General features: G+C 61.7%; 28 protein-coding genes. 11 read left to right on the top strand and 17 right to left on the bottom strand.

Annotated elements, in window-relative coordinates; genetic code table 11:
- Positions 1 to 77: 77 nt before the first annotated feature.
- Entirely contained in the window at positions 78 to 398 is a 321-nt protein-coding gene (locus J5289_RS07675; RefSeq protein ID WP_209183246.1) for a DUF6107 family protein, read from the bottom strand.
- Positions 399 to 432: 34 nt separating this feature from the next.
- Between J5289_RS07675 and J5289_RS07670 the strand changes: the two genes are divergently transcribed.
- A complete protein-coding gene (locus J5289_RS07670; RefSeq protein ID WP_209183245.1) occupies positions 433 to 573 on the top strand; it encodes a hypothetical protein in 141 nt (46 codons plus the stop codon).
- 42 nt (positions 574 to 615) lie between these two features.
- Here J5289_RS07670 and J5289_RS07665 read toward each other — a convergent pair whose 3' ends face one another.
- The 6 genes from J5289_RS07665 to J5289_RS07640 all read right to left on the bottom strand — a co-directional run bounded on the left by J5289_RS07665 (position 616) and on the right by J5289_RS07640 (position 5,484).
- The gene (locus J5289_RS07665) at positions 616 to 933 is read right to left on the bottom strand and encodes a type II toxin-antitoxin system RelE/ParE family toxin (protein ID WP_209183244.1); all 318 of its coding nucleotides are present in this window, start codon (positions 931 to 933) and stop codon (positions 616 to 618) included.
- Positions 930 to 1,190: a CopG family ribbon-helix-helix protein gene (locus tag J5289_RS07660; protein ID WP_142824389.1), complete on the bottom strand. Its 261-nt coding sequence runs from the start codon at positions 1,188 to 1,190 to the stop codon at positions 930 to 932. The genes J5289_RS07665 and J5289_RS07660 overlap by 4 nt, the downstream gene beginning before the upstream one ends.
- A gap of 52 nt (positions 1,191 to 1,242) precedes the next feature.
- Complete coding sequence (locus J5289_RS07655) at positions 1,243 to 2,400, bottom strand: phage portal protein (protein ID WP_142824388.1); 1,158 nt, start codon at positions 2,398 to 2,400, stop codon at positions 1,243 to 1,245.
- Between the two features lie 224 nt (positions 2,401 to 2,624).
- Positions 2,625 to 3,017 carry a hypothetical protein gene (locus tag J5289_RS07650; protein ID WP_142824387.1) on the bottom strand — a complete coding sequence of 131 codons (393 nt, stop codon included), beginning with the start codon at positions 3,015 to 3,017 and terminating at the stop codon, positions 2,625 to 2,627.
- Between the two features lie 139 nt (positions 3,018 to 3,156).
- The gene (locus J5289_RS07645; RefSeq protein ID WP_209183243.1) at positions 3,157 to 3,465 is read right to left on the bottom strand and encodes a Dabb family protein; all 309 of its coding nucleotides are present in this window, start codon (positions 3,463 to 3,465) and stop codon (positions 3,157 to 3,159) included.
- Positions 3,466 to 3,645: 180 nt separating this feature from the next.
- Positions 3,646 to 5,484, bottom strand: a complete 1,839-nt coding sequence (locus J5289_RS07640; RefSeq protein ID WP_209206603.1) for an alkaline phosphatase family protein — start codon at positions 5,482 to 5,484, stop codon at positions 3,646 to 3,648.
- Between the two features lie 239 nt (positions 5,485 to 5,723).
- Here J5289_RS07640 and J5289_RS07635 point away from each other — a divergent pair, with 239 nt between their 5' ends.
- Complete coding sequence (locus J5289_RS07635) at positions 5,724 to 6,689, top strand: magnesium and cobalt transport protein CorA (protein ID WP_209183241.1); 966 nt, start codon at positions 5,724 to 5,726, stop codon at positions 6,687 to 6,689.
- 54 nt (positions 6,690 to 6,743) lie between these two features.
- Complete coding sequence (locus tag J5289_RS07630) at positions 6,744 to 7,148, top strand: thioesterase family protein (RefSeq protein WP_142824383.1); 405 nt, start codon at positions 6,744 to 6,746, stop codon at positions 7,146 to 7,148.
- Positions 7,149 to 7,160: 12 nt separating this feature from the next.
- Here the strand turns inward: J5289_RS07630 and J5289_RS07625 are convergent, their stop codons facing one another.
- Positions 7,161 to 7,778, bottom strand: coding sequence for a glycoside hydrolase family 19 protein (locus tag J5289_RS07625; protein ID WP_209206604.1), 618 nt, complete (start codon positions 7,776 to 7,778; stop codon positions 7,161 to 7,163).
- A 370-nt stretch (positions 7,779 to 8,148) separates the two neighbouring features.
- On the opposite strand from J5289_RS07625, the gene J5289_RS29175 reads away from it, so the two are divergent.
- Positions 8,149 to 8,277: a hypothetical protein gene (locus tag J5289_RS29175; RefSeq protein ID WP_257623367.1), complete on the top strand. Its 129-nt coding sequence runs from the start codon at positions 8,149 to 8,151 to the stop codon at positions 8,275 to 8,277.
- A 41-nt stretch (positions 8,278 to 8,318) separates the two neighbouring features.
- On the opposite strand, the gene J5289_RS07620 is transcribed toward J5289_RS29175, so the two are convergent.
- The 5 genes from J5289_RS07620 to J5289_RS07600 form a co-directional block, all read right to left on the bottom strand.
- Complete coding sequence (locus J5289_RS07620; RefSeq protein ID WP_209183239.1) at positions 8,319 to 9,587, bottom strand: DNA-packaging protein; 1,269 nt, start codon at positions 9,585 to 9,587, stop codon at positions 8,319 to 8,321.
- 217 nt (positions 9,588 to 9,804) lie between these two features.
- Complete coding sequence (locus tag J5289_RS07615) at positions 9,805 to 10,410, bottom strand: hypothetical protein (RefSeq protein ID WP_209187367.1); 606 nt, start codon at positions 10,408 to 10,410, stop codon at positions 9,805 to 9,807.
- A gap of 174 nt (positions 10,411 to 10,584) precedes the next feature.
- A complete protein-coding gene (locus J5289_RS07610; protein WP_209206610.1) occupies positions 10,585 to 11,202 on the bottom strand; it encodes a PIN domain-containing protein in 618 nt (205 codons plus the stop codon).
- A 3-nt stretch (positions 11,203 to 11,205) separates the two neighbouring features.
- Entirely contained in the window at positions 11,206 to 11,562 is a 357-nt protein-coding gene (locus J5289_RS07605; RefSeq protein ID WP_209183236.1) for a hypothetical protein, read from the bottom strand.
- Between the two features lie 488 nt (positions 11,563 to 12,050).
- Complete coding sequence (locus tag J5289_RS07600; RefSeq protein WP_209183235.1) at positions 12,051 to 12,572, bottom strand: YcgN family cysteine cluster protein; 522 nt, start codon at positions 12,570 to 12,572, stop codon at positions 12,051 to 12,053.
- 178 nt (positions 12,573 to 12,750) lie between these two features.
- Between J5289_RS07600 and J5289_RS07595 the strand changes: the two genes are divergently transcribed.
- Together J5289_RS07595 and J5289_RS07590 are read left to right on the top strand one after the other, a co-directional pair.
- Positions 12,751 to 14,916 carry a transglycosylase domain-containing protein gene (locus tag J5289_RS07595; RefSeq protein ID WP_209183234.1) on the top strand — a complete coding sequence of 722 codons (2,166 nt, stop codon included), beginning with the start codon at positions 12,751 to 12,753 and terminating at the stop codon, positions 14,914 to 14,916.
- Between the two features lie 89 nt (positions 14,917 to 15,005).
- On the top strand, positions 15,006 to 15,827 hold the full coding sequence (locus J5289_RS07590) for an endonuclease/exonuclease/phosphatase family protein (RefSeq protein ID WP_209183233.1): 822 nt from the start codon (positions 15,006 to 15,008) through the stop codon (positions 15,825 to 15,827).
- Positions 15,828 to 15,923: 96 nt separating this feature from the next.
- On the opposite strand, the gene J5289_RS07585 is transcribed toward J5289_RS07590, so the two are convergent.
- Both J5289_RS07585 and J5289_RS07580 read right to left on the bottom strand, forming a co-directional pair.
- Entirely contained in the window at positions 15,924 to 17,405 is a 1,482-nt protein-coding gene (locus tag J5289_RS07585) for a hypothetical protein (protein ID WP_209183232.1), read from the bottom strand.
- Positions 17,406 to 17,738: 333 nt separating this feature from the next.
- Entirely contained in the window at positions 17,739 to 18,239 is a 501-nt protein-coding gene (locus tag J5289_RS07580; protein WP_209183231.1) for a GNAT family N-acetyltransferase, read from the bottom strand.
- A 154-nt stretch (positions 18,240 to 18,393) separates the two neighbouring features.
- On the opposite strand from J5289_RS07580, the gene J5289_RS07575 reads away from it, so the two are divergent.
- Both J5289_RS07575 and J5289_RS07570 read left to right on the top strand, forming a co-directional pair.
- Positions 18,394 to 18,981, top strand: a complete 588-nt coding sequence (locus J5289_RS07575; RefSeq protein ID WP_209183230.1) for a DUF1214 domain-containing protein — start codon at positions 18,394 to 18,396, stop codon at positions 18,979 to 18,981.
- Complete coding sequence (locus tag J5289_RS07570; RefSeq protein ID WP_209187366.1) at positions 18,974 to 19,522, top strand: DUF1254 domain-containing protein; 549 nt, start codon at positions 18,974 to 18,976, stop codon at positions 19,520 to 19,522. The genes J5289_RS07575 and J5289_RS07570 overlap by 8 nt, the downstream gene beginning before the upstream one ends.
- A 25-nt stretch (positions 19,523 to 19,547) precedes the next feature.
- On the opposite strand, the gene J5289_RS07565 is transcribed toward J5289_RS07570, so the two are convergent.
- Entirely contained in the window at positions 19,548 to 19,730 is a 183-nt protein-coding gene (locus J5289_RS07565; RefSeq protein WP_209183228.1) for a hypothetical protein, read from the bottom strand.
- Between the two features lie 583 nt (positions 19,731 to 20,313).
- Between J5289_RS07565 and J5289_RS07560 the strand changes: the two genes are divergently transcribed.
- Positions 20,314 to 20,538 carry a hypothetical protein gene (locus J5289_RS07560; RefSeq protein WP_142824371.1) on the top strand — a complete coding sequence of 75 codons (225 nt, stop codon included), beginning with the start codon at positions 20,314 to 20,316 and terminating at the stop codon, positions 20,536 to 20,538.
- Between the two features lie 286 nt (positions 20,539 to 20,824).
- Positions 20,825 to 21,850, top strand: coding sequence for a DUF2336 domain-containing protein (locus J5289_RS07555; protein ID WP_209187365.1), 1,026 nt, complete (start codon positions 20,825 to 20,827; stop codon positions 21,848 to 21,850).
- Between the two features lie 12 nt (positions 21,851 to 21,862).
- Here the strand turns inward: J5289_RS07555 and J5289_RS07550 are convergent, their stop codons facing one another.
- Positions 21,863 to 22,219 (bottom strand): DUF1491 family protein, encoded by a 357-nt coding sequence (locus tag J5289_RS07550; RefSeq protein WP_142824370.1) that lies wholly within the window; start codon positions 22,217 to 22,219, stop codon positions 21,863 to 21,865.
- Between the two features lie 238 nt (positions 22,220 to 22,457).
- On the opposite strand from J5289_RS07550, the gene J5289_RS07545 reads away from it, so the two are divergent.
- Positions 22,458 to 24,365, top strand: a complete 1,908-nt coding sequence (locus J5289_RS07545; RefSeq protein ID WP_209183226.1) for a hypothetical protein — start codon at positions 22,458 to 22,460, stop codon at positions 24,363 to 24,365.
- Positions 24,366 to 24,610 lie beyond the last annotated feature (245 nt).

Raw genomic sequence — 24,610 nt, 5'->3', positions numbered from 1 at the left:
CTCCCATCAGGGGCGTTTACCCGCTCCCGCCAGGGGCGGTTCGGCCGCTCCCGCTGGGGGCGGTTTGCCCGCTCCCGTCAGGCGTCGTTTTTCTGGCCGTAGCGGTCGGCCAGCCGCGACAGGATGCCGAGGGCCCACCAGGCGCAGAGGCTGGCGGCGGCGGAGCCGGCGAGCATGATGTCCGATGCCGCCAGCACGTGCGAGACATTGAGCCGCTCGGACGCCCAGACGCCTGTCGGACCGCCGAAGATGAGGCCACAGGCAAGGCCCGTGAAGAAGCGCATGGCTGCCTCGCGACGGGTCTTCGGCAGCAGATAGATCAGCGACACCGCCGCTCCCGCCGAAGCGCCGACGAGCCTCGTTGCCCACAGCGAAGTCTCGCCCGGAAGGTGCGCCATTGTTAAGATCTCCGGTTTAGGAAGGGGATGTCGCATGCATCTGCCAGCGTCGACCATGCTCGGCATGGGACGGCAGGGATTGATTTCAGTGAATCTTTGGAATCTGTTCGCGCCCGAACTTCGCTGGCTTGGCGAGGAACTTGATATTTTGAATGAGCGGAAGACGGGCGGCTGAATTGCTGCTACCGGCCCCACCTGGCGTGATTTAATCTCGGAACTAATCCGTGTCGGGAATATCCGCGCCTTCGTCTTTGTCGAGATCAGGCGCCTGCTGGCGCCCATGCCGGATATAGGAAATCTTGATGGCGTCCGGCTCGACGCGGTAAGCGATGATGTAATTGCCGGCCACGTAAATCCGACGACCCGGCAGCTTTGTATCCGCGAGGCCCGCCTGGGGGTATCCGGCCAGCAGTCGGAATGCCGAGTGAAGCTGTCTCATTGCGGTGTCTGCTGCTCGCGGATTGAAGCTTGCGAGATAGGCCTTCTCGCACCGCAGATAGTCTCCGGCATTTGCCGAAAGAATGATTTTTCTCATGCAGCATCATGTTGCACGGGAGATAGTAACTCTGCAAACAGATCCTCAGCGTCGATGACCTCGCCATTGCGAATTTGTTCCTCGCCTTCCATGATCTGTAGGATGTCGTTTCCTTCCTGCATCAGGTAATATTTCAGTGCCCTGACAATCACCCAGCTGCGGCTGCGCTCGGAGACCTTGGCGATGGTTTCGATGTCCTTCAGGATGTCTTCCGGAATACGCAGGGCGATGGGGTCTGAGAGGACGGGCTTTGTCATCGGGAAGCTCCTTATCTTGTTATACGATGTATAACAAATTTCGGGCGCCACCTCAATAACCCACCGCCTGGCGCTTTTCGGCGTCTGTCAGGAAATCCGCCTGGCCGACACGGGCCCATAATTCGCTGCGTTCGGCGGCAAGGCCGGCGATCTTGTCGAGATCCGGCTCCAGCCGCAGGCCTTCGCCATAAGCCGTGGCAAACCACAGGGAGAGCGCCGAGGCGGTGCGGGTTAGCAGCGGCAGGACGGTCAACCGGTAGAAGGCGCGATTGGCCTCCTGGTAGTTGGCATAGGTGTTGTCGCCGGGGATGCCGAGCAACATCGGCGGCACCCCGAAAGCCAGCGCGATATCACGGGCAGCGCCATTGCGGGCCTCGACGAAATCCATGTCCTTCGGCGACAGGCCCATCGACTTCCAGTCCAGCCCGCCTTCGAGAAGCAGCGGCCGGCCGGCCCGCATCGGCCCGGAATAGCCTTCGTCGAGTTCCTGTTTCAGCCGTTCGTACTGGTCCGGCGACAGGTTGCCGCCCTCCTTCGGCTGGTAGACGAGCGCCCCCGATGGCCGCGCCGAATTGTCGAGCAGCGCCTTGTTCCAGGTGGAGGAGGCATTGTGCAGATCGAGCGCCACCTGGGCAGCTGCCAGCGGCGGAAAGCCAAGATGGTCGTCGAGCGGATGAAACAGTTTCAGGTGCAGCAGCGTCAGGCCATCGCTCTCGGCAGCAAAGCGGCGCACGAGGCCGCCAACGCGGTATTCATAGGCTTCCGGCCAGCCATCGCGGCCCTCGACGATGGCGACACGATCCGGCCGCAGCAGGTGCAGCTCGCGCAACGCGCCGCCGACTATGAGCGGCTCGACATAGGCATTGCCCGACAGAAGCAAATGGCCGTGCAGCGCTTCGAAGAAATCCGGGCCCGCCTTGCGCCCGTTCGGCTGTCGCATCAGTGACAGCAACGGATGCTCGCCAACTTCCCGGTCACCCTCGTAGAGCAGCCAGGAGACAGATGCCGCCGCCTCGGCCACCAGCCGCACCGAACGATGCGCCACAGGGTTCTTCATGAACCCCTCACGCGCCAGCGCCCCATAGGACCGCCCCGTCCAGTGCGCCCGACCCTCGGACGTCAACGTCATCATCGAGCCGCTTGCCTTGTGCTCGGCCACAGCCCTGCGGCCCGCCGTGGAACGCCACGGCAGGGTGAACGGGAGTTTCATCGGGATGTCCTTTTGAGTTGCGATTAAGTCGCCTTAAGCCTGTGGGGCTGGCAGAGCAGGCTCGACGGATCTCCTCTTGTGGGGGAGATGCCCGAAAGGGCAGAGGGGGCTCTGCGCAAAGTTAGAATTCGCTGGCATATACGCTGATGTCTCCCCCGCCTGGGAGGATATCTGCCCCACGCTTTGAACGTCTGTTCACGCTGTCCCGAAAACGCGACGTGTCCTCAAAATGCTTGTGCTTCGAACCTGACGATCAGTGTCTTCCACGACTTGTACTTGTCCAATGGCAACCCGGTAAACGGTGCGGCTTGCAAAATCGTTCGAGTGACCAATTCTGCAAATCTTTGCTGCTGAGCGGCGGTACCACCGGTTATATGTGGCGCGGGTTTGCCGCTGATTTCACCACGCGTGTTCAGGTTGACCCGAACTTCGGCGCGTAGCCCGCGAATCGCCAAATCAGACGGCAAATTCCAGCGTGCTATGATCGCATGCATGACGCCGTCAATCGTTGATTGTTTCAGCATAGCCGGCCTGGCTTCTGCGCGGGCAACCAGCAGCACCAGTGAAAGGACAAGAGCGAGGCACAGTTTAGATTTGGTATTCATTTGAAAACTCACGTGCTGCTCCCAGATACCGCAGCTTTAAAGGGCGTAGGCCATTACAGTAGCAATGGACATCCCTGTCGCGCGCCCTCAAGCGACCGCCGCTTTCCGCAAACCCGGCCGATCGAAATCCTCCAGCCAACCTCCCCGCCCCCTACAGCGTCTCCCGCACCGCCGTCTCGCTGTCGTAGTCCGCGGCAATCCGCATCTCGCGCAGCGGCCGGACACGCTCAATCGAGATCTGGTAGTTCGGATGGGCCTTGTAGGCGGCCAGGGCTGCCTCGTCGTCGAATTCGCCGTAGACGACGAGGTCGACGTCGGTGCCGAGCTGGTCGGTCTTGACGTTGGTGCCGATCTCCAGCAGCCGGGCGTGAGGAATTTCGGTGAGGATCGACAGGCCTGTCCGGACCGCCTCCAGATTGGCCCGATCGGCGACGTTGAAGAAGACGATATGACGGATCACGCGTGGCACTCCTCGAGGACATTGTCTGTCGCAGCGGTTAGCATGCGTGCCGCCGGCGTTCAACCGGGGCATGCTGCCCCGGGCTCAGTCCATCAAGCGGCAAGGTCCAATGCGATCTCGGCAGGGATCTTTTCCCAAGGGCACCGAGATCGCGCCGTCTTGAACCTCGCTCGGCCTGCCTCAGTTCATCGATGTGCCGTCCGATACGGTGAGGCCGACAGTGCGGCCTGGGAAGCCGGCAGCGTCGAAATATCTGACGTCGCCGACCATCTGCATGTCGATGATAGTCTTCAGACCGTTTTCGGCCGGTTGCGACACCAGCATCTTCGTGGCGACCTCGGGCATGGTGCCGTCCTTCATCGCTTCGGTGATGACGCGGCCGACGAGCTTGCCCTTGTCTTCGGTCTTGAGGTCGAGGATGCGGGCGATGGTCTTGCCGACGTCGGCGTTGCTGGTCGGCGCGGCGTCGACGAAGCCGGACTTGAAGTCAGGGCCGATCATCGCCTGGAAGTTCCAGGTGTCGGCGCGGCTGAAGGATCCGTGCATGCCCTGGCCCTGCTGCAGCCCGCTGTCGGCGACCTCGGCGGTGCAGCGCTCCGGCTGGCCGCAGATCGTCGAGAACGAGCGGAAGTTGACGGCGATGGCCGGCATCGGCGTCACCGCCGTGCCTTCCAGCGCGATATCGTCGAGCGACAGCGTACCGGGGAAGGCACCGAGCGATTTGGCGACGAAGATGCCGCTGACGTAATCCTGCTTCAGGAGCGCATCGACGACGTTCTTTGCCATCGCCTTGTCGCCGTCCGGCAGGTAAATCAGGTCAGATCCGCCGTTGGCAGCCACCACCACCTTCGGGTGGTCCTTGTCCCCGCCGATCAGGCCGTTGCCGCTCTTCGGGTGCTGGCCGGCGTCGATAGCCTTGTAATCCTGGTCCGGATCGATCAGCGGCAGGCTCAGCGCCTTTGCAAGGTCGAGCGAAAGGAAGCCGACGGGCAAAAGGCCGGGGGTGACGTCGGAGTAGCTCGCCTTACCGGCAGCGCTGGTCTGGCTTTGCTTCGAAATCGTCGAGAAACCATGGTCGGCGGTGACGACAATGTCGGTGCTGTCGGCCAGTCCCTGTTCCTGCAGGGCAGCGCGCAGGCGGCCGAGATCGTCGTCGGCATTGCGGATGGCCGCCATGGAGGTCGGGCCGTTGATGCCAGGCACCAGCTTGCCGAGGCTGTCGCCCTGGTTATGCTGGCTGCCATCCGGATCGCGGGACCAAAAGACCATGACGAAGGGCTTATGCTTGTCGGCAAGCTCGGGCAGCACGGCGCGGGTGGTGGCGGCAGCGAAATAATCCTGCTGGATGGTGTTGGCCGATTTCGTCCCGGCCGTCTGGAAATCGCCCGACTTGCTGTTGGGCCCACGGCTGGGCGCTGCCAGTGGCAGTCCGGCTGCCTTCAGGCGATCCTGCGTTTCGGCAGACAGCGGGATGCCCTTCTCGGTGCCGGTAGCATCGTCGATCAGGATAGTCTTTTCGCCGGTACGCTCGGTGTGGTCGAAAATCAGTGCGGGACCGAGCTTGCCGATCGAGGCGGTGCCGAACCCCTTGTCGCGGGCCAGCTGCAGGATAGTCGCCTCGTTCAGGTAGTTGCCGGAGAAATGCTCGTCGACATCGCCGAGCACCGGATCGCTTTCGAGAAACGGCGTCAGGCTCTTGCCGGCGCCGGGAACCTGGAAGCCGGTGTAGATGGTGTTCGAGAAATCGCCCGTATCGCCAAGCATATGGCCGGTTGCCAATGCGGAGGCATTGGCCGTGGTAAAGGTCGGAAACAGCGAGTGGCTGTTGCGCAGATAGACGCCGTTACGGGCGAGCGCTGCCATGTTGGGCGCCGTGGTGTCGTCGACAATGGGGCTGCGGAGACCGTCGGCAACAAACAAGATGACATTGTGCGGCTGGTCGGCGGCTCCGGCAGTGCCGATGGCGCAAAGGCTTGCAACTCCGGCTACGAGCACGGCGGATAGAAATTTCAATGTCATGGCTGTCTCCGATCTCTTGACTGAGCCCGACGCTAGCCGCGCTGCTTGACAGTTTCGTGACAGTTGCAAGACCGATTCATACATTGAAACCCACAGACGATTGTCAACTTTCAACGGATGCGATTTGCACCACGCAAAAATTCGCACCCGCCCTTACATCGCGCGGCGGGGTGCCTAGATAGCGGCGGTAGATGGCGTTCATGCGGGTGTTGCATGGGGCCGAGACGGGGTCCTTTTGCATGAGTGTTGTTGCTTCCTTTCTGTATCGCGATGGAGTGCGGGCCGAGAAGGTGCCGATTGCGGCGGCGGTTGCGCCGGTGGCGGAGAACGAATTCGTCTGGATCGGGCTGCATGATCCGACCCTCGACGAACTGCAGGTGCTGCAGCGCTCGTTCGGGCTGCACCGCCTGGCCGTCGAGGATGCGCTGAATGCCAAGCAGGTCCCCAAGCTCGATATCTACGGCGACCAGCTTTTCGTGCTGGCAAAGACCGCCCACCTCACCGGCGACGACATCGACTATGGCGAGACGGCGATCTTCGTCGGCAAGCGCCATATCATTACGGTCCGGCACGGATCGGACCGGGGCCACAGCCAGCTGCGCGGCCAGCTCGAGGAATCGCCGCAGCTGCTGGCCCACGGCACGGACTACGTGCTGCATGCGATCATCGATTTTATCGTCGACGGCTACCTGCCGGTCGTCCAGACGATCGAGGACCATGTGCTCGGCATGGAAAGCCGCATGCTCGAATCCTTCCTCGAGCGAACCCAGATCACCCGCCTGTTCCAGCTGCGCCGCCAGGTCATCCTGTTCCAGCGCGTCCTCGGGCCGATGTCGGAACTGTGCGGCAAGCTCGTCCATCTCGACCTGCCCTGTCTCGACTATGAGGCCAAGCCCTATTTCCGCGACGTGCTCGACCATGTCCACCGGGTGGAATCGATGGTTGCCGGGCTCCGGGACGTCATCACCTCCGTTTTCGAGGCCAGTAACCTGCTCGAGCAGCAGCGCCAGGGGGTGATTACCCGGCAGCTGGCGGCCTGGGCGGCTATCCTTGCCGTGCCGACCGCGATTGCGGGCATCTACGGCATGAATTTCGAAAACATGCCCGAACTGAAGACCGAATACGGCTATTATGTCGTGCTCGGCGTAATCGTCGTTCTCTGCGGCGGGCTCTACATGCGCTTCAAAAAGACCGGCTGGATCTGAGCTTCCCCTCATCCCGGTATTGAATAGCCCTCCCGCTGCTCCCAATTGTAGGACATGCCGCATCACCCGACACCCACGTTCGAGCACCGCATCACGATATCGCCGGGCGACATCGACCAGATGGGTCATGTCAACAACGCCGTCTATCTGCAGTGGGTGCAGGAGACGATCGTCAGCTACTGGAAGCATGTCGCTCCGATCGAGGCCCGGGCAGGCCTGCTCTGGGTCGCGCTCAAGCACGACATAACCTACCGTGCGCCGCTTTTCCTCGACGACAATGTCGAGGCGCTGGTGACGGCGACCGAGACCCGTGGTTCGCGGGCGTCGTTCAAGACTATCTTCAAGCGCGGCAAGGATGTATCCGCAGAAGTCATCAGTTCCTGGTGCTGCGTCGATGCGGCCACCCGCAAGCCCAAGCGTGTCGCACGCGACCTCGTCCGCAGGTTCCTGCCCGACTGAGGCCGGTTGCCTCTAAACCGTGTAGCTGAGCGCTGCGTAGTAGATCTTGCCGTAGCCGGCAATCGTGTCGGCGCGGTCGAGGCCATTGACGATCCGGCGGGCGTTGACCCAGTCGCTCTTGGTCTTGTTAAAATAGTCCGCCAGCTTGCGGCCGGTGAAGCTGCCGTTCAGCATGCCGTAGAAGATGATCTGGACGGCCACGTCCAGATCCAGCGCAAGATCGGGATCGGCGACCAGATCCACGCCGATGGCATCCCCGAGCTTCCGGTAATTCGCCTTGAAGGTGATCTGCACCAGTCCACGGCCGAACCAGTATTTCCCATCGGCATCCTTGCGCCAGTACGGCGTCTTCACCCAGGAGAGCTTGCCTGCATCCCAGGCCGCCTCCAGCCGGGCGGCCGCCTGCTCGTCGGGGTTGGCGAGCGTCTCTCGGACCGGCTGCATCGTGAAGGCGGATTCGTGGTAGGCGGTCGCCAGGATATAGGCGAGCCACCGGTCGTCGCTTTTGGCGTGGTCCTTTTCCCAGGCATCGAGGACGGCCTCGTGGCCCTCGACCTGCGCCATGTTCAGGCCGTTTGGATAGAGTTTTTCGCGCAGCTGGTCGAAGAAGAAGTCGCGGTTCAGGCTCATCTGTCTCTCCATTGTCTATGCAGCGGAATCGACTTGTGCACCGGAGGTCGTCACGTCGCGAATGCGCTCCGGAGAGCGCTGCGTGTCCTTTCTTTGTGAGGCGATTCATAGCTCAGCGACACAACCCTCCACGCGTATATTGGCCGCGGCCGCAAGCATCCTGGATTGAACTCGGACAGCGGACATCGATGCCGACGAGGCTTTGATCCGGCAACGTGACCGGGGATTGCATGATCTCCACAACTTCAATCGGTTTAAAAAAATTCAATCGTTTAACATGTTTAAACCCCTGATTTACAACCGCTTTAAGCTGTGGAACTATGATGTCACAAAGTCGTTATCTGCCCAGTCAACGTCCAGCGAGGTTCCGATGTCAAAGCCCGACCAAAGCACCAAAACCGTTCCACAGCATGTTTTCGAGCGCCATGAAAGCGAATGGCGCCAGATGCAGAGCCGCGAGACGGCTCCGAAGCCGGCGACCCATACCGCCCAGGCCTGAGACCGCGGGCAGCCCGGCGCTGCCCGTCATTATCCACGCTTTCAGATGCCGCGGACACGGGGCTCGCCGCCACCTTCCAGCATCAGCGCCGTCAACGCCCAGACCAGCGCATCGAGCCGGTCGGGCGACCGGCCGAGCGACAATCCATCCGGTCCGAAATCGCACATCTGGTCTTCCAGCGCCGTGAAACGCCCGGCGTGAGCCACGCGGCCTTGTTCGTAGAGGGCTGCCACCGGCTCGGCCCGCAGAAATTTGCCGCGCGTGGCACGTACCGTCGTTACCGGCAAGTTGATGTCGATGCTGCGCAGCATGGCCGTCACCATGTCGCCGCCCTGGTTGATCTCGGCAACGATACGGTCAGCATCGAAACGCCGGAAGGCCCTGACGACAGCCCCCGCCCATGTGGCAGGACTTGCGCCTTCCACCGAGCAATCGGCCAGTACCACCGCCCTTCCCGAGGCCTCGAGGCCTGCGACGACGATGCCGCAGCAGGCATTCGGCCCGGCCGAGGCCGGTGGGTCGACGGCAACGACGATGCGCCGAAGCGGGCCAGTCAGTTTTTGCACCAGCGCCGCAATCGTGTCGCGCTTCCAGAGACCATCCTCGCGGTCCTCTATCAGTTCTCCATCCAGCTCCTGGCGCCCGAGCCGCGTGCCGCCGTAGCGGGCGGCAAGCGCCGAGATGAAACCCGGCGACAGGTTGCCCGCATTGGACAGCGTCGACAGACGCGTGACGACCGTGCCGTCATCGGCCAGCAAGTTTTTGAGCAAGGGCGCGGGGCGCGGCGTCGTGGTGACCAGCTGCTGCGGATGTTCGCCGAGGCGAAGCCCGAACTGCAGCATGTCAAAGGTTTCCTGGCCATGCTTCCATTTGGCCAGCTCGTCGCACCATGCGAAATGAAACTGCGGCCCGCGCAGGCTTTCCGGATCTTCGGAGGAGAATATCTGGGCCACCGCACCATTCGGCCAGACTAGCCGGCGGCGGGAGATCTCGAAATCCGGCCGCTTCAGCCGGGCGATGCGGCAAATTCCGGACACGCCGTCGATCATCACCTCGCGGGCATCGCCAAGCGTTTCGGCGACCAGCGCAATACGAAGATCGGATCGGTCTCCGGCGCTGGCGAGCCCATGCACCCATTCGGCACCCGCCCTTGTCTTGCCGGAGCCGCGACCGCCGAGCAGCAACCAGCTGCGCCAGCGCCCGGGCGGCGGCTTTTGATGATCGCGACCGGCGATCTCCCAATCCTTGACGGCGAGATATTCCGCCGCAAGCGCATCGAGGACGGCATCGCAATCGGTATTGCCCGCCATACGGCCTCCCCTCGCCGCCAGTGCCGGACCGGCACCAGCCGATTGGCCTGAAGCAAGCCCAGACGCAGTGACGCCTGAGAGTTGCTCGGACACCGCCGTCACACTTGCCGGCGAAGGTTTGGTCTGCCTGAAGGCCCGGTTGTCCGCCGAAATCGCAGCGGCGCGGCTAGTGCACCTGAGTTGCGCCATTTCCGTACTGTGGGTCTTCAACACGTCGTCAAAATACCGCATCAGCTTCAGCAGCCGGCGGATCCCCTTGCGGCGGCCCGGTGGCGGTGGCGGCGGGGTCCAGACCGGGGGCAGCCCGCTGAAGATCGCGTTTCGCAACGATTGCCCGCGCCCGATCCTCGGCACGTTGCTCGATGATCGCCAGCAGCCGGCGCTTGTTTTCCACATATCCGGGCCCATCGGCATGGCGCTCGATCTCCGTTTCCCGGTCGCGCGCCATCTGGCGCTGCAGGCCATCGATCTTTTCCAGCGTCCGGACGATCAGCGACATCGCATCGACCGACAGCTTGACATCGGCACGGGCAAGCTTTGCCGCAGCCTCGTCGCCGGCCCCCTCGGCAAAGGCCTGGCCGGACTTTTCCGCCGCAGAGCGTAGTCCCTTGAAGTAGTCGAACTCGGCCCGCATCTCGACCGTCATCTCGTTGAGCAACGTCCGAAGGACATCCTCGGCACTGCCGGATTTGATTTCCAGCAGGCAGGCTTCCGCCTGCCTGCTGCATTGCTCCGCGCTCCAGCCGCAATCGCTGCCGCGATAGGCCGGCGCGTTCGGCCAGTACCCGAACAGACCGGGATCGAAACCCTCGAATTCATGCATGGCAACTCTCACGGTTCGGCGCGCCGGACACGAGAGCGTCAGCGGGCGGGACATGGAATTTGTCAGAATGCTATTAGCACAGTCAGGCCGCCACACCCGATCTCCGCCCTGTGGGGGGAGATGCCCGACAGGGCAGAGGGGGTCATGCGGGAGGTTCGGTGGTTGCGGAATTACTCACAGGCCAGGCGCATATCCCAGCTTCTGGATAGTGTTCCAGAGGGTGCCGGGCGTAAAATCATAGCCCAGGCGTATCCACTGCATGACATCGAACGGGTGCGCGATAATGAGATCCGCGCTGCTGATCTCGTATCTGAGAGCCTGGAGGGTTCGCTTGCCAGAAGACGTCGTGTTCACCACTTGAGTGTCGACGACAGACGCATCGTTGGAAGCGAAATCTTTCAAATTATCCGTGACAAGAATGTCGGCTTCGGACCCGAAGGCCGTCGCCAACACGCCTGCATCCTCGACGTCGGACATGGCGAAGCGCTCTTCTCCGCCCAAGATAAGATAGGGATCAAGCCCATCCGGCCCATATTTCATGATATCGACAATAGAGCCGGTATAGGCATCAATGCGGTCGTTCGAAAATTGCAGCCGGCGGAGAACCGTCTCAAGGGTTTCGATCATCTCGAACGAGATGACCAGCTGAGCCCTGTCGGCCACGCCCCATTTCTGGTTGCTCACCATCGACACCAGGGTCTGTGTTGCAGTTCCCACATGACCACGGTCGTGCGCCATTATGTTGGCGACGAAGACATTGACATCGAGCACCACCCGGACCGGACGATCCATGCCTTACTTCCGGTGCGCTACAGCTCGGGTAAGGGACGTGGCATCCTCCAACATGTCGATCTCGCTGGACGCATCTTCAGGCCCTCCGAAACGGTGCTCGGATGCGAGATCGGAGGTCGCCTTCTCAAGACGGACCCTTGCGGCCGCAGCCATCATTTCGCGGCCGAGCCTGATGATAGTGTCCTGGTCGTTCTGTGCGTTCAACTCGAGCAGCAAATCGCGAACGCCCTTGGGAAGCCCAACGAAAACAGTAATTGCGCTGGAAACCGCGTTCGATACGGACCTGTTTTCCATCGAAGCCACCATCTTTAATTTCGTGGCTGTTTTGCCATCGACATTCGCCGAGATTGTGGAGGACATCGCTAGCTCCTATAGAAACACATCATTTCTATATACCCGCGAGGGCAGCCGTTTACAACCTGCCTATACCCCCAGAAATCACGGTGCCCCCCCTCTGTCAGCTACGCTGACATCTCCCCCACAAGCGGGGGAGATCAGGCTGGCGTCGCCTTGGCCGTTCCCTCACCAACGTCCCCGCTTTTGGCGGCAGACCATGAGGTGTCAGAATGTGCGGCATCTAATTACCAGGGATGCAGGCAATACGGCCCCAGCCGATCTCCCCCCTTGTGGGGGAAATGCCCGACAGGGCAGAGGGGATCATGCAGCGGTCTCGGTAGGCTCCCTGTCAGCGACGCTGACATCTCCCTCCACAAGGGTGAGGGATCAGGCTGGGGATCTTTTTGCCCGCACCTCTCCGACTATACCTAAAACTAACAAACAACCGTTACGCCGTCAAGGACTATTTTCCTATATCGCCAGATATCACACCTAAACTAGCCTATAGAGGATTATTTCCCTATTTCCGTGATCCGCTGGCGCTCGTCTTCTTCCGCATCGCCGTCGCCATCCCTTGGCATGTCGCCAACCGTCAGCGGCCAGTCCACCACGTGGTCCTCGTAGTCGTCGACCGGTACGTCTTCTTCGCTGAAGGTGCGGCCCCTGGCCGAGATGCCGGCGGCGTGGACGGTCTCGGGGTCGCCGGAGACGAGGGGGTGCCACCAGTAGAGATCGCGCTTCTCGTTGATCAGCCGGTAGCCGCAGGTGGGTGGAAGCCACTGGATTTCCGAGACATTCTCGAGTGTCAGCTGGACGCAGTCGGGTACGAAATCCCAGCGGTTGGGATAGCTGGTGCAGCGGCAGCTGTCGCTGTCCATCAGCTTGCAGCGGACATCGGTGAAATAGATGTCGCCACTGTCCCACTCCTCGATCTTGTTGAGACAACAGAGGCCGCAACCGTCGCAGATGCTCTCCCACTCGCCCGGGCTCATGTCGGCAAGGGTCTTGCGCTGCCAGAAGGGGGTTTCGTCCATGCTCTTGCTATCCCTGCGCGCCGGCCGTTTCAGGAAAGCCGCGCCGCTTTGTTTTGTGATTTGCCGGAAAGCAACCAATTGTTCAACCTGTGGCGGATATAGGGGATATCGGGTTGCCGGGGAAGGCTGAGCCTGCCGCATTCGGCGGAAGGCTCGAAGATCATACGGGAAATCACGCATGCAGGAGCCGATCGAGCCCGAAGGGCCTTCGCCGAAGAGGCCGCGCCGAAAACGCTTCCTGCTGCTGCGGCTGGATTCGCTGATCGATTCCACCGTCTGGAATGCCGGCTTTCGCGCCGCCGAAATCTGGGAAGACATCACCATCTTCTTCCGCCGCTTCCGCATGCATGGCTGGAAGCGGATCCTGTTCGAGCTGCTCGGCGAAGGCATGACGCTCGGTGTCGCGGCCTCGGTGGTGATGCTGGCGCTTGCCATGCCGGCCTTCGAATCGACGGTCGGCGACTGGCGCAACCGCGGTAATTTCGCCGTCACCTTCGAGGACCGCTACGGCAATGTCATCGGCCACCGCGGCATCATCCATGAGAACTCCGTACCGGTCGACGAGCTGCCGGATTACTTCGTCAAGGCGGTACTGGCGACCGAGGACCGGCGCTTCTTCGATCATTTCGGCATCGACGTATTCGGCCTGTTCCGGGCGCTGACCGTCAATGCGCAAGCCGGCGGCGTCGTCCAGGGCGGCTCGACGCTGACACAGCAGCTGGCCAAAAACCTGTTTCTTTCCAACGAAAGATCCATCGAACGCAAGATCAAGGAGGCGTTTCTGGCGATCTGGCTGGAGGCCAACCTGTCGAAGAAGGAAATCCTCTCGCTCTATCTCGACCGCACCTATATGGGCGGCGGCACCTTCGGGGCGGCGGCGGCGGCGCAATATTATTTCGGCAAGAATATCTCGGACGTCAACCTGGCGGAGGCGGCGATGCTCGCTGGCCTGTTCAAGGCGCCGACCAAATATGCGCCCAGCGTCAACCTGCCGGCGGCACGCGCCCGTGCCAACGACGTGCTGTCGAACCTCGTGCAATCGGGCTTCATGACCGAGGGCCAGGTGGTGGCCGCGCGCCGCAACCCGGCCTCAGTGGTCGACAGGGCCGAAGTCGTGTCGCCGGATTTCTTCCTCGACTGGGCGTTCGACGAGGTGCAGCGGCTGTCGGCACGCTTTGCCGAGCGCTCGCTGATCGTTCGCACCACCATCGACATGAGCCTGCAGAAGGCAACCGAGGATTCTATCGGCTCCAGCCTGCTTGAATATGGCGAGCACTACAACGCCAAGCAGGGCGCTTCCGTACTGATCGAAACCGGCGGCGCCGTCAGGGCCATGGTCGGCGGCCGGGACTATGGCGAAAGCCAGTTCAACCGCGCCACCAAGGCGCTGCGCCAGCCGGGCTCGTCCTTCAAGATCTATACCTACGCAGTCGCCATGGAGAACGGCATGACGCCGGCCACAACCATCGTCGATGCGCCGATCTCCTGGGGCAACTGGAGCCCGCACAACTACGAGAACCGCTATGAAGGGCGGGTAACGCTGACCGAGGCCATCGCCAAGTCGATCAACACCATCCCGGTGCGGCTTGCCAAGGAGCATTTCGGCATCCAGCCGATCCGCGAGATGGCCAAGCGGATGGGCGTCGAGAGCCCGGTTCGCAACGACAAGACCATTCCGATCGGCACCTCCGAGGTCACCGTGCTCGACCAAGCGACGGCCTATGCCGTCTTTCCCTCGGACGGGCTGCAATCGCGGCGCCACGGCGTCAGCGAGATTGTCGGCTACGACGGCAAGATCCTCTATGATTTCAATCGCGACGAACCTGCGGCAAAGCGGGTGCTGTCGGAGCAGGCGAATGCCTCGATGACCCAGATGCTGACGCAGATCCCTGTCATCGGCACCGGTCGCAAGGCAGCCCTTGACCGCGGCATCGTCGTCGGCGGCAAGACCGGCACGACGCAGGCCTACCGCGACGCCTGGTTTATCGGCTTTTCCGGCAACTACACCTGCGCCGTCTGGTTCGGCAACGACGACTACACCTCGACCAACAACATGACCGGCGGCACCCTGCCGGCGATGACCTTCAAGAAGATCATGGACTACGCCCACCAGGGCATCGCGCTCAAAGCCATCCCCGGCATCGCCGACCCGTTCCCGGCCCAGAAACCGATGACAACAGCCGCCCGCAAAGCCGCCACGGACGCCGCCGCCAGCGCCGAACCCCCACCCGTCCGGCCCCGCTCGCTGTCGGCCGAATCGACCAAGGTGCTGCGGGATCTGGAGGAGCAGTTGAAGACCGCACCACCGCTGAAGGGACAGCGGGTGGCGAGTATGGGGCTTTGAGAGCAGTTCCAGCAGTTGTCGTGAAGGATTACTAGACACATCGCCGGTTTCACGTTTGAGATTGATGCATTGGAGTACGGGAGGCAGATGTGCGCGTGCTGTGTCTGAACGGCTGGGGCGGGCGCCTCTATGAGCGCCTCGTTGCCTACGTGGCTGCAGTCGACCCCGATGTTCTCTGCCTGCAGGAAGTGGTCAAGACACCGGGTACAGGTCAGCGTTGGCTCACCTACCGCGACCAAGGTACCGCCCTACCGCAAAGAGCCAATTTTCTGGCTGACGTTGCGGTGGCCCTGCCCCATCACACGTCGATCTTCTGCCCGGCCGCTGAGGGCGATCTGTTTGATGGCGAGCAGCCATATAAGTCGCAATGGGGTCTAGCGACATTCGTTCGCGCCACCATTCCCATCATTGGCCAGACACAGGGCTTCGTTCACGGAGATTATTCGTCTGACGGATACGGACTGCATCCGCGGTCGCGGACTGCGCACGCCGTTCGGCTGTTCGATGTGGAATTGCAGCAATGCATTACCATTGCACAGATGCATGGCTTGCGCGAATTGAGCGGCAAGCACGACACTCCCGAAAGGCATCTGCAGGCCAATAGGTTTGCGTTGCTGATCATGTCGACTGCGCGACCGGGAGAGCCTGTCGTGGCGTGCGGCGATTTCAATTTGCTGCCTGAAAGCAAGACATTCGATGTTCTCAGGAATATAGGCCTCACCGACCTTGTCACCGGCCGGGGCTTTAGGGGCACCAGAACGTCATTCTACGCCAAGCGGGAACGCTACGCCGACTATATGCTGGTCAACGATACCGTCGGCGTAGAAGCTTTCGAGGTTGTCTCAGAGCCGGAAGTCTCGGATCATTCACCGCTGCTGCTGACAGTCGGTGCCACATGTCGCCGGGTGTGAGTCAGCAGCAGGAAGCCGCTGGATTTCATCAATGGCTCATTTAACCTCAGCTGACTGCGGCCAGAGGGCCGCAGTCCTTCATTCAGCAAAAGCTGATTACTTCTTGTAAAACGCCAGCCGCTTGACACCCAGCTTCATGTTGTTGAGGTTGGAGGCCTTCAGCGGGAACAGGACGTTGGCGGAGTAGCTGCCGCTGATCGAGCCGATGGCGAGGTTGACGATGAACTCTGCAGGATTGGCATTGGTCCAGGTGTAGTTCTTCGTATCCACCAGTGTGCCGTTGACGTAGGTGTCGACCTTGCCGACGCTGGTGCGCACGACTTTCGTCAGCCTGATATCGCCGACCAGCGGGCCGGTGAGGCGCTTGAGATAGCCGGCGCCGACATCCGCGGTTGCAGGCGCCCATTCGTCGTTGTTGAGCTGGAAGCCCTGGGTCACGGTCTCGCCGTGGGTGAAGGCCGAGAAGATGTCGGGCCCCTTGTAGAAGTCGAACCAGCTCTCGCTGTCGATCTCGTCGGAGCTCGTTGTCGAGGCGGTGGTGTTTTTGCCGTAGAGCCATGCAGCACCCCAGAAACCGTTAGGCTGGTTGGCGGGCAAGGCGTTCAGTTCGGCAATCGTGTTGACCTGGCGGCTGGCAACGGCCTCAGGGTAGTTGACGTTTGCATCGAAGGCATAGTCGCCATTCTTGAGGTCGAAGGTGTCTTTGGTGATGATTTGCGCAGAGCGGATCGGCGGCACGAAGATCATCAGCTGGCCGGCCGGGTTCTGATAGGTCGAGGGCTGGCTGATGAACACGAATTTTTTCTGCGTGGTCACCGTCTTGGTGGTCTTGTCGACGGTGACAGCCCGGTAGTCGTCGTTTCGCTGGAAGGCGTTGTCCTTGACATAACCGACGGCCATTCCTGTCGGCATGGAGGCGGGAATGGTATCGAACACCATGGTGGTGGCCGTGCCGGCGGCATTGGTGGCGGTCGGCTGGGCGAGTTTCAGGGCATAGAACGGCGTCAGGACGGCAAGCGCGTTGGTGACGGGATTGGTGGTGTTGGAGTTGAACATGGCAAGAAGCGTGATCTTCCCATCGGTGCCTATCGAGTCGACCCTGTAGATGCCGCGCGACTGCAGCACGATCATGTTGCCGACCTCGATCTTGGTGCCGCTGGCAAAGCCGAACTGTGCGGGGTCGATCGGACTATTGACGTTGATCGAGCCGCTGATCTGGCCGAAGACATTGGTGAAGCCGCCGGAATAGGAGGCGTCGCCGCCGCCAAGCACGCCGGTCAGGTTAAGCCGGTCGCTGGCAAAGACGTGGGTCTGGGCGTTGCCAGCGGTATAGCGCTGGACCTCCGAGCCGATCGTTACTTCTGCCGCATTGTTCTGGAAATAGTTGAACTTGCCATCCAGTTGCGCCTTGTTGGTGATGGCAGTTTCGCCCGTGCCGGCCACGGCGCTGGTGCCGAAGACATAGGTTCCAAGCGAGGTCCAACCGGCGATCGCATCGTCGGCGGGAGCGGCCCGGGCAGCCGACTGCCCGAGAAGGATTGCGGTTGATAGGGCTAGAGCGGAGAGGAGCTTTTGCATGGCTTTTCCTTTTTGCCTGATCGACCGAGCCCGGAGATGGGCTCATAGTGCACTGCAATATGTGGAGCGCCCAAGCGTCTGGAATAGTCTGCTATCTGACGGGTCGTTAGTTGCCATTGACCGGAAATTACGCGGTTCAACCCATGCAGAAAAGCCGCTGCCGGTGTTGCAATCCTCGATTTTGCGAACCGTTTCGTAAATCTCCCGCGTGTGTTGATAAGCGAAACCGGTATTTCGCGTCGGCATCCGGGAAGCCCCGGCGCAGAGGCGTTCGAGACAGCTCGCGGGTTGCCGTCCGGGTGAGGCTCAATACCGGCGAATCGATTCCCGCCTTCAGTCTTCCAGGGCGACGATCCGTCTGGCCATGAGAATTTGGTCGATCTCCCTGCCCTGGTGCAACAATGCGCAGGGTATTCGCCCGATCTCCGTAAAGTCCCTGCGACGGTAAAAACGGATCGCGACATCATTTTCGGCACTTACCGCGAGCTCCAGCTGGCGAACGCCTTGCCCACGGGCAAATTCCACCAGTGTTTCCAGAAGCGCTTCCGCAAGCCCCCTGCCGCGCGCATTCTCGCGCAGATAGACCATCTGGACCATGGCGCGGTGCGCCTTCTTGGCGGTGCCCTGCCGGGCAAGCGCCATGATTCCAACCGGCAGGTCGTTTTCGACTGCGATGAAGACATCATTGTCCACCAGACGGCGGCGCCATTCCTGATCTGGAAGGTCCTGCCAATCCTCGACACTACTGGCGTAACTTTCCGGCGAGGCTCGCAAGGCTTCGAGGCGAATTGACCGAAACAGATCTACATCATCGGGTGACAGCAGCCGGATCATTGCGTGTCCTTTGCAAGAACGAAATTTCCGGCAATGTGCCACATTCGCCGGAGCTTTGGCAGGGGCGCGCTCGGCCCACGGACCATCCCGCCCTTCCCCCTCCCGGCAGAATCAGGAATAAGCTTGACGCTTGAGTTCTCACAAGGACGCCGCTGTGTTTCGGGTTCCTCTTCTGGTCGCGCTGTCGCTGGCCATTGCGTTTGGCGGCGGCATCCTGTTCACGCTCTATGCGCTCGATGCCAGTGCCGGTTTCGGCGCGATCCGGCTTGGCGCCTGGCAGGCCTTTCCGGCGCTGCATACCGCGGACGCCGACCCCTATGCCAAATCCCACCGTGCCCGCGACGGACGGCTGCTCTATGGCACCGCTGAGGGGCTGGAATTCACCGCTGGCGACGACGATGGACATGACCGGCTATCGGCCGGATGCCGCTACCGCATCAGCGGCCAGACGCCGCCGGCGCGGCTCTGGACGCTGTTCTCCGTCGCCCCGGACGGCAAGCAGCTGGCAGCCCAACCCGGCCGCCCGGCCGCAATCAACTCTTGGAACGTGCTGCGCGACAGCGATTCCAGCTTTTCGATCGTCGTCTCGAAAGATGCAGCCGCCGGCAACTGGCTGGCGCTGCCGCCGGCTGGCAATTTCAAGCTGGTGCTGACGCTGCTGGACACGCCGGCGGCCGGCAGCGCGGGGCTGATCGACCTCTCGATGCCGAAGGTCGAGAAGATCGGCTGCGACCATGCTTAAGGTGCTGTTTGCCATCGTCGTCGGCGTGCTCGGTGCGGCCCTGCTGCATCTGGTGATCATCCTGGCGCTGCCCGCCTACAGCGATCGCGATGCCTTCCAGCGGGTCGAGGCGCTCGGCGAGGAAGATGCATTTCACGTGCTGGACCCCACCACCAGTGCAGGCAGTCTCTCGAACGGCGATCCCTACATGCATACCGCCGTCTGCGCCTTCGACCTTGCCGACATGCCGGTGCACCTGATGGCGGCGGGCCATGTGCCATTCTGGTCTCTGGGGATCTACGACAGTGCTTCGAACGAAGTCTTCAGCATGAGCGACCGGACCTCGGTCGGGGGTGCGCTCGACGTGCTCGTGGCAGCGCCGGTGCAGCTTGCCGCGATCCGCAAGGCGTTGCCCGCAGAGCTGGCGCAATCCATTCTCGTGGAGATGACAGAGGGTCAGGGCTACGTGGTGTTGCGGACCATGGCGCCGCAGCCGAGCTTCAAAGAGGGCGCCAGTGATTTTCTCGCCAAGGCGCGATGCGACGCCTTCGACGCAGGCTAGATCGGCTAAAGCCGGACAAGGCCTGTCAGCCCTGTTTTCTCGTCTTCGTTTTCGGCCGCTTGGCGCCAGGCCCCGTGCGGCGCTTGGGCGGATCGAGCCGCTCGTAGCGTACGCCGGTAAACAGCAGGATGCGGGCCGCCGTGCCATCATGGGCCGGCGGTGGCGGCTTGTGGTTTCGTCGGTCTTCCAGTCTTATGATATCAGCCATGTCTCGTCTCCATTGCAATCTTGAGACGGATGAACTTGCGATCGATTTCACCCTGTCCGCCTTTTTGGCGGACCGGCGCTCCCTCGGGAAAAGTCTTGCTGGCAAGAGCATGTCCGAAGGGCATTCGCGCCTTTCCAATAGCAGTGCGGTACGTGTCTGACGGTTTGCCGGGGCGCCCGAAGGGACGGTTTGCGGCGGTAGCGATTCGAACAGACGCCGGGTCGCGGTGTGCTTGCGCGGATTGAGACAGGGGATCGTTAACAAGACCTTAACGGCACGGGACGCCCTGCTCCGCGTTTTGGTCCGCCGCCGTGCCAACAGGTTGGAACTGGAGCTTCGGATTGGCATGAGAAACCACCAATGGTTGAGGCGCAAAATTCTAAAATAGAATGGATTCATATTGTTAGCGCCATTGCCCGCCTTCCGGCGAGCCCTGCTTCGAGCGTGTGTGACACGAAAACGTCATGCAAATATTATTTGCGACTTTGGCCGTTTGGCGTATGGTTCCCCTACTGGCCGGCCCTGCAAACACCGGCAGTTCATGACATACAGTGTTTTCATCCCACAGCTTGGGAGATGTGCAATGACGCTTCTGCTCAACTCAGCCTTCACAACCGACGATGTAGACGTGCTTCGCGGCGCGCTCGACTGCTGGTATGCGGAAAAACGCATCGACCTGAAGAGCACCGAGGCGCAGTTTGCGGCTGCAGCCGCGCTCGACCTGTTTCAATCGGGCTACGATACCCGCGACAGGCTGCTGGTCGCCCTGCGCAGCCACAGTGCCCGCCAGGGCGTTTCCTACGCGTGACCTGTTGAAAGTAACCGGCGGGATGCTTGCTGCAACCTCGCTGTCGCAATCGCTTCCCCGCTTTTCACGAGCGTACCTTTTCGTGACATTTCCGTCGTATTTTCATTAAAGTTTTCACTGCCTATTAACCCTGATCGCGCTAACGTCACGGCATAGCCAGATCCGGACGCGAGCGTCCGCCGGGTCCTATCGTTTTCCGCGCGACGTTTTCGCCGGAGCGCGTTTGCCCGGCTGCCCCGCGTGCTGATCTCCGGCTCCCCTCTTTGTTCTGTGTGTGGGTGGTAGCGTGCGTGATCGGTTTCGAGACCTGGAAGGACCGCTTGGCGAGCGCAAGAAGGATGTGGTCCTGATGGCGACGGTTACCAGCTTCGAGGAACGGCCCCATCCCGGAAAATCCGAACTGCGGCAGTTTGCCGAATTGTTCATGCCGCTGTTTCTCGCCTCCAGCGACGAGGCCAAGCGACAGGCGGTCGCTGCTTTGTCGCAATGCCCGCATGTGCCGCCGGCCGTGGCGCTGTTCATCGGCTGCCAGCCGATCGCGATTGCCGCTCCGTTCATCGCCGGTGCCGCAACAATCGACGACGACACGCTGATCACCATAGCCCGCACGCAAGGAACGGAACACGCCAAGGCCATCGTCAAGCGCGACAATCTCTCGCCTGCGGTCGTCGATGCGCTGGTCGGCCTGCGCCATGCCGACACCGGTCGCGGCAAGACGAAGGCGCTGGAAACGCCACAGACCGAGCGTATCCCCTTGCTCGAGGCACCCGACAGCGCGATTGCCGAAAGACTGGCCCGCGAGGAGGCACTGCGCCAGCAATTGCGCCAGATTGCCCGCCACCTCTCCCACGACGATACCGATCGCCTCGGCCTGCGCAGCCTGACAGATGTCCAGGAAGCGCTGCTGGTGCGCTTTGCCCGCGAGCGCGAGGCCCAGAATTTTGCAACGGCGCTGGCCGACGCACTGTCGTCGAGCCGCTGGCTTGCCGAGCGCATCCTGCTCGATCTCTCCGGCCAACAGCTGGCGGTCACGCTGACCAGCCTCGGCATGAACTTCGCCGACGGGGTCTTCGTGCTGGAGCGCTTCTATCCGCATCTGAGCGAGGGTACCGGCAGCATCAGCCGCGCCTGGCGGATCATGGATTCGGTCGACCCGGTGGACAGCCAGGCGCGCGTCGAAACCTGGCGCCGCGCCGACCGCTACACCTGCGTCACCCCGGACCAGGCAAGGCCCGCCAGCCAATTCAAGGCGCGCAATCCCGAGGCGGAAAACGACGTCTTACCGGCCCGGGCGCGCGGCGGAGCGCGCTAAAGGCCCCAGGTGTCAGAGCGGATTTTGCCGCTGGTCTGCGACAGGCACGATGTCGGCGATGTCGTCGGTCTCGAGTTCGAGTATCCAGAGATCGGCATCGAATTTCTGTTCGCGCTCGAGCATCTGACGCACCGTCTCGGCATCCTGACGCTCGAGGCGGACTTCGAACATCCGGCCGTTTGAACCATCCTCGTCGAACAGGCTTTGCGGCGCCGGGCCGAAGAGTGTTTCCAGCCCGTCGCGAAACCGCTGGCGTATGAAGATCGCCCCCGAAGCTTCCGCCCCCTTGCGTTCGACCGCGGCAAAATCCCCCCGGCCAAACAGCCGGCGGATCAGGGCGGATACAAAGATGTCGCTGCGCAGCCTCATGGATCCGGTGTATCTGGTGGCGCATCGACGAACAAGAGCGACGGTCCGGTAACGCCTCCACCGGCGTCGGGCTCGCGTTGCGGCGCGATGCGCCCATCCCTTGCGATTCTCCCTTAAAAAACTGCGCGGAACATACGCCTTGCAAGACGCGAGCAATGGGCGCAGTGTGTACTTATAGTAGCATTCATTTCAGATTTACCTCTAAAATTGCAACCTTCTTTGAAAAGGAGACGTGCATATGACGATGTCTGTTGTCTACAGAAGCCTGCAGGGGCTTGGACTTGCCCTGACGATACTGGTGGGGCTGACGGGGCTGGCGCCGTCGGGCGTTGCAGCCGAAAGCAGGCGGCCCCTCAGCGCCGCGGCCGCCGCGAGGCCGATCCCGAGGCTTTCCGCAAGGCAATTTCGCCGCCAGGAAGACTGGCGCGCTACCATCGCCACCGTTCCGCAGCCGAAGAAGGGCTGCTTTACGGCCAAGTATCCTTCGACCCACTGGCAGGAAGTGCAGTGCGTGGCGGCGCCGAAACAACCGATGCCACCGCGCTCCGGCATCGTGCCGCAGACTGTGGGCAACGGCAACGACATCGCGGCGCAGGCACCCGGCGGCTTTATCACCAGCGCCTCGGGATCGTTCGATACGCTGACCAATGTCACCAGCGAAAGCGGCCAGATCGGCGCCGCCGGGCCGATGATCCCCAACACCTACACGCTGCAGATCAACACCGATTTCTTCAAGACCGGCGTCTGTGCGCCGTCTCCGAACCCGAACTGCCGCGGATGGGAACAGTTCGTTTTTGAAAACAACAATGTTTCGCACCGTGCCTTCATCCAATACTGGCTGATCAGCTACAACACGACATGCCCGGTCGGCTGGACGCAGTTTGCCGCCGGTGCGGAAATCTATTGCGTTATCATCAGCAACTCCAGCGGCGCTGTTTCCACCCCGGCGGTGCCGGTGACCAATCTTGGACAGGTAACGCTCACGGGTATGGCGGGGCCAAGCGGCGACAGCGTGATCATGACCATCAGTGGCACCGCATTTTTGCGGGTTGGCGACAACGCCGTCAATGCATCCGGCGGGTGGACGATTGCCGAATTCAATGTGCTCGGTGATGGCGGCAGCGCTGTCGGCGTCGGCAGCCAGGCGACCTTCAATGCAGGAGCATCGCTGCAGACGAGGACGCGGATCACCTATGGCGGCACTGCGCCCCCGAACTGCGTCGCACAAGGGTTTACCGCCGAGACCAACAACCTGAGTTTCGGGCCGAATGCGCCGGCAAGCTCCGGACCGGGACCGGCAATCGCCTTCAACGAAAGCATAGCCGGCGGCAGTCCGTCGAATTGTGCCGCCTCGACTGCAGTCGGCGATACCCACCTGACGACGCTCAGCGGCCTCCTCTACGATTTCCAGGCTTCCGGCGATTTCCTGCTGCTGCAGACGGGGTCCGGTTTCGACGTGCAGAACAGGCAGGTATCGGGTGCTCCGAACTGGCCAAATGCCGCTGTCAGCTCGGCCGTCGCCGCGCGGTTCGGAAAGACGCAGGTTGCCGTCTGCACCAAGCCGCAGGCCGTGTTCATCGACGGAAAGTCCGTCAATGTCAGTGAAAAGACGCCGGTTTCGCTGGCCGATGGAACGCAGGTTACCCGGAGCGGCGACACCTACCTTATTCGCGGTGCCACCGGCGACTGGCTGCAGGCCGGCATCAATCCGGGCAATGGCACCGACTACATCAACGTCAAGGTCGGTCTCGGCCAGTGGCCGGTCGAGGCTCAGGGCCTGCTTGCCAACGTCAAGGAAGACCCGAACGTGCTCGCCACGCGGGAAGGTGAAGTCCTGAAAAACCCGTTCTCTTTCAAGGAGCTCTACAGTTCCTATGCCAATAGCTGGCGCCTGAAATCGGGAGAATCGATGCTGAATGTCTGCGGCGAACGGACCATGGCCGATATCCCGAAGGCGCCCTTCTCCTCCCGGGATCTGGACCCGAAAACGGCGAAGAACGCACAGAACGCCTGTGCACGGGCTGGCGTCAAGGAAGGCCCCCTGCTGGAAGCCTGCCTCATCGACGTGGCAATGATCGGGAACCCAGCCGCCGCCAACATCCACGCGGAAACCGAAGCGCCGAAGGCCCTGGGGCGGCTGAGGTAAGCAACAAGGCTTTCGTCGGGCATCCTGCACAAGCCCTATGCCCTCCCCGTCGCCGGCCACCCATCAAGGGTGGCCGGCTTTGTCTTGCACGGCCGCCAACGGCACGATTGCCATGCCGGTGCCAGGTAGTGCTTCAGAAATCCCTAACATACAACCAGTGCACGATCATCGATCTGTTATATCGCAGTGCTAAATTTGACCCTGGTGCGACGAAATTCGGTTTCGCAGCACCTGTTATGAAGGAC

This window comes from Rhizobium sp. B230/85 (genome assembly GCF_019355735.1).
Taxonomy (GTDB): Bacteria; Pseudomonadota; Alphaproteobacteria; order Rhizobiales; family Rhizobiaceae; genus Rhizobium; species Rhizobium rhododendri.
The sequence above is the reverse complement of the archived record's forward strand: the minus strand, read 5'-3'. Positions and strand labels throughout refer to the sequence as shown.

What these genes read in the sequence shown, in the direction of transcription:
- J5289_RS07595 (WP_209183234.1), top strand. Translation starts at nt 12,751, where the DNA reads ATGCAGGAGCCGATCGAGCCCGAAGGGCCTTCGCCGAAGAGGCCGCGC.
- J5289_RS07545 (WP_209183226.1), top strand. Translation starts at nt 22,458, where the DNA reads ATGACGATGTCTGTTGTCTACAGAAGCCTGCAGGGGCTTGGACTTGCC.
- J5289_RS07565 (WP_209183228.1), bottom strand. Translation starts at nt 19,730, where the DNA reads ATGGCTGATATCATAAGACTGGAAGACCGACGAAACCACAAGCCGCCA.
- J5289_RS07600 (WP_209183235.1), bottom strand. Translation starts at nt 12,572, where the DNA reads ATGGACGAAACCCCCTTCTGGCAGCGCAAGACCCTTGCCGACATGAGC.
- J5289_RS07640 (WP_209206603.1), bottom strand. Translation starts at nt 5,484, where the DNA reads ATGACATTGAAATTTCTATCCGCCGTGCTCGTAGCCGGAGTTGCAAGC.
- J5289_RS07585 (WP_209183232.1), bottom strand. Translation starts at nt 17,405, where the DNA reads ATGCAAAAGCTCCTCTCCGCTCTAGCCCTATCAACCGCAATCCTTCTC.
- J5289_RS07665 (WP_209183244.1), bottom strand. Translation starts at nt 933, where the DNA reads ATGAGAAAAATCATTCTTTCGGCAAATGCCGGAGACTATCTGCGGTGC.
- J5289_RS07615 (WP_209187367.1), bottom strand. Translation starts at nt 10,410, where the DNA reads ATGCATGAATTCGAGGGTTTCGATCCCGGTCTGTTCGGGTACTGGCCG.
- J5289_RS29175 (WP_257623367.1), top strand. Translation starts at nt 8,149, where the DNA reads ATGTCAAAGCCCGACCAAAGCACCAAAACCGTTCCACAGCATGTTTTC.
- J5289_RS07635 (WP_209183241.1), top strand. Translation starts at nt 5,724, where the DNA reads ATGAGTGTTGTTGCTTCCTTTCTGTATCGCGATGGAGTGCGGGCCGAG.
- J5289_RS07660 (WP_142824389.1), bottom strand. Translation starts at nt 1,190, where the DNA reads ATGACAAAGCCCGTCCTCTCAGACCCCATCGCCCTGCGTATTCCGGAA.
- J5289_RS07625 (WP_209206604.1), bottom strand. Translation starts at nt 7,778, where the DNA reads ATGAGCCTGAACCGCGACTTCTTCTTCGACCAGCTGCGCGAAAAACTC.
- J5289_RS07675 (WP_209183246.1), bottom strand. Translation starts at nt 398, where the DNA reads ATGGCGCACCTTCCGGGCGAGACTTCGCTGTGGGCAACGAGGCTCGTC.
- J5289_RS07550 (WP_142824370.1), bottom strand. Translation starts at nt 22,219, where the DNA reads ATGAGGCTGCGCAGCGACATCTTTGTATCCGCCCTGATCCGCCGGCTG.
- J5289_RS07605 (WP_209183236.1), bottom strand. Translation starts at nt 11,562, where the DNA reads ATGTCCTCCACAATCTCGGCGAATGTCGATGGCAAAACAGCCACGAAA.
- J5289_RS07570 (WP_209187366.1), top strand. Translation starts at nt 18,974, where the DNA reads ATGCTTAAGGTGCTGTTTGCCATCGTCGTCGGCGTGCTCGGTGCGGCC.
- J5289_RS07620 (WP_209183239.1), bottom strand. Translation starts at nt 9,587, where the DNA reads ATGGCGGGCAATACCGATTGCGATGCCGTCCTCGATGCGCTTGCGGCG.
- J5289_RS07670 (WP_209183245.1), top strand. Translation starts at nt 433, where the DNA reads ATGCATCTGCCAGCGTCGACCATGCTCGGCATGGGACGGCAGGGATTG.
- J5289_RS07610 (WP_209206610.1), bottom strand. Translation starts at nt 11,202, where the DNA reads ATGGATCGTCCGGTCCGGGTGGTGCTCGATGTCAATGTCTTCGTCGCC.
- J5289_RS07580 (WP_209183231.1), bottom strand. Translation starts at nt 18,239, where the DNA reads ATGATCCGGCTGCTGTCACCCGATGATGTAGATCTGTTTCGGTCAATT.
- J5289_RS07630 (WP_142824383.1), top strand. Translation starts at nt 6,744, where the DNA reads ATGCCGCATCACCCGACACCCACGTTCGAGCACCGCATCACGATATCG.
- J5289_RS07560 (WP_142824371.1), top strand. Translation starts at nt 20,314, where the DNA reads ATGACGCTTCTGCTCAACTCAGCCTTCACAACCGACGATGTAGACGTG.
- J5289_RS07655 (WP_142824388.1), bottom strand. Translation starts at nt 2,400, where the DNA reads ATGAAACTCCCGTTCACCCTGCCGTGGCGTTCCACGGCGGGCCGCAGG.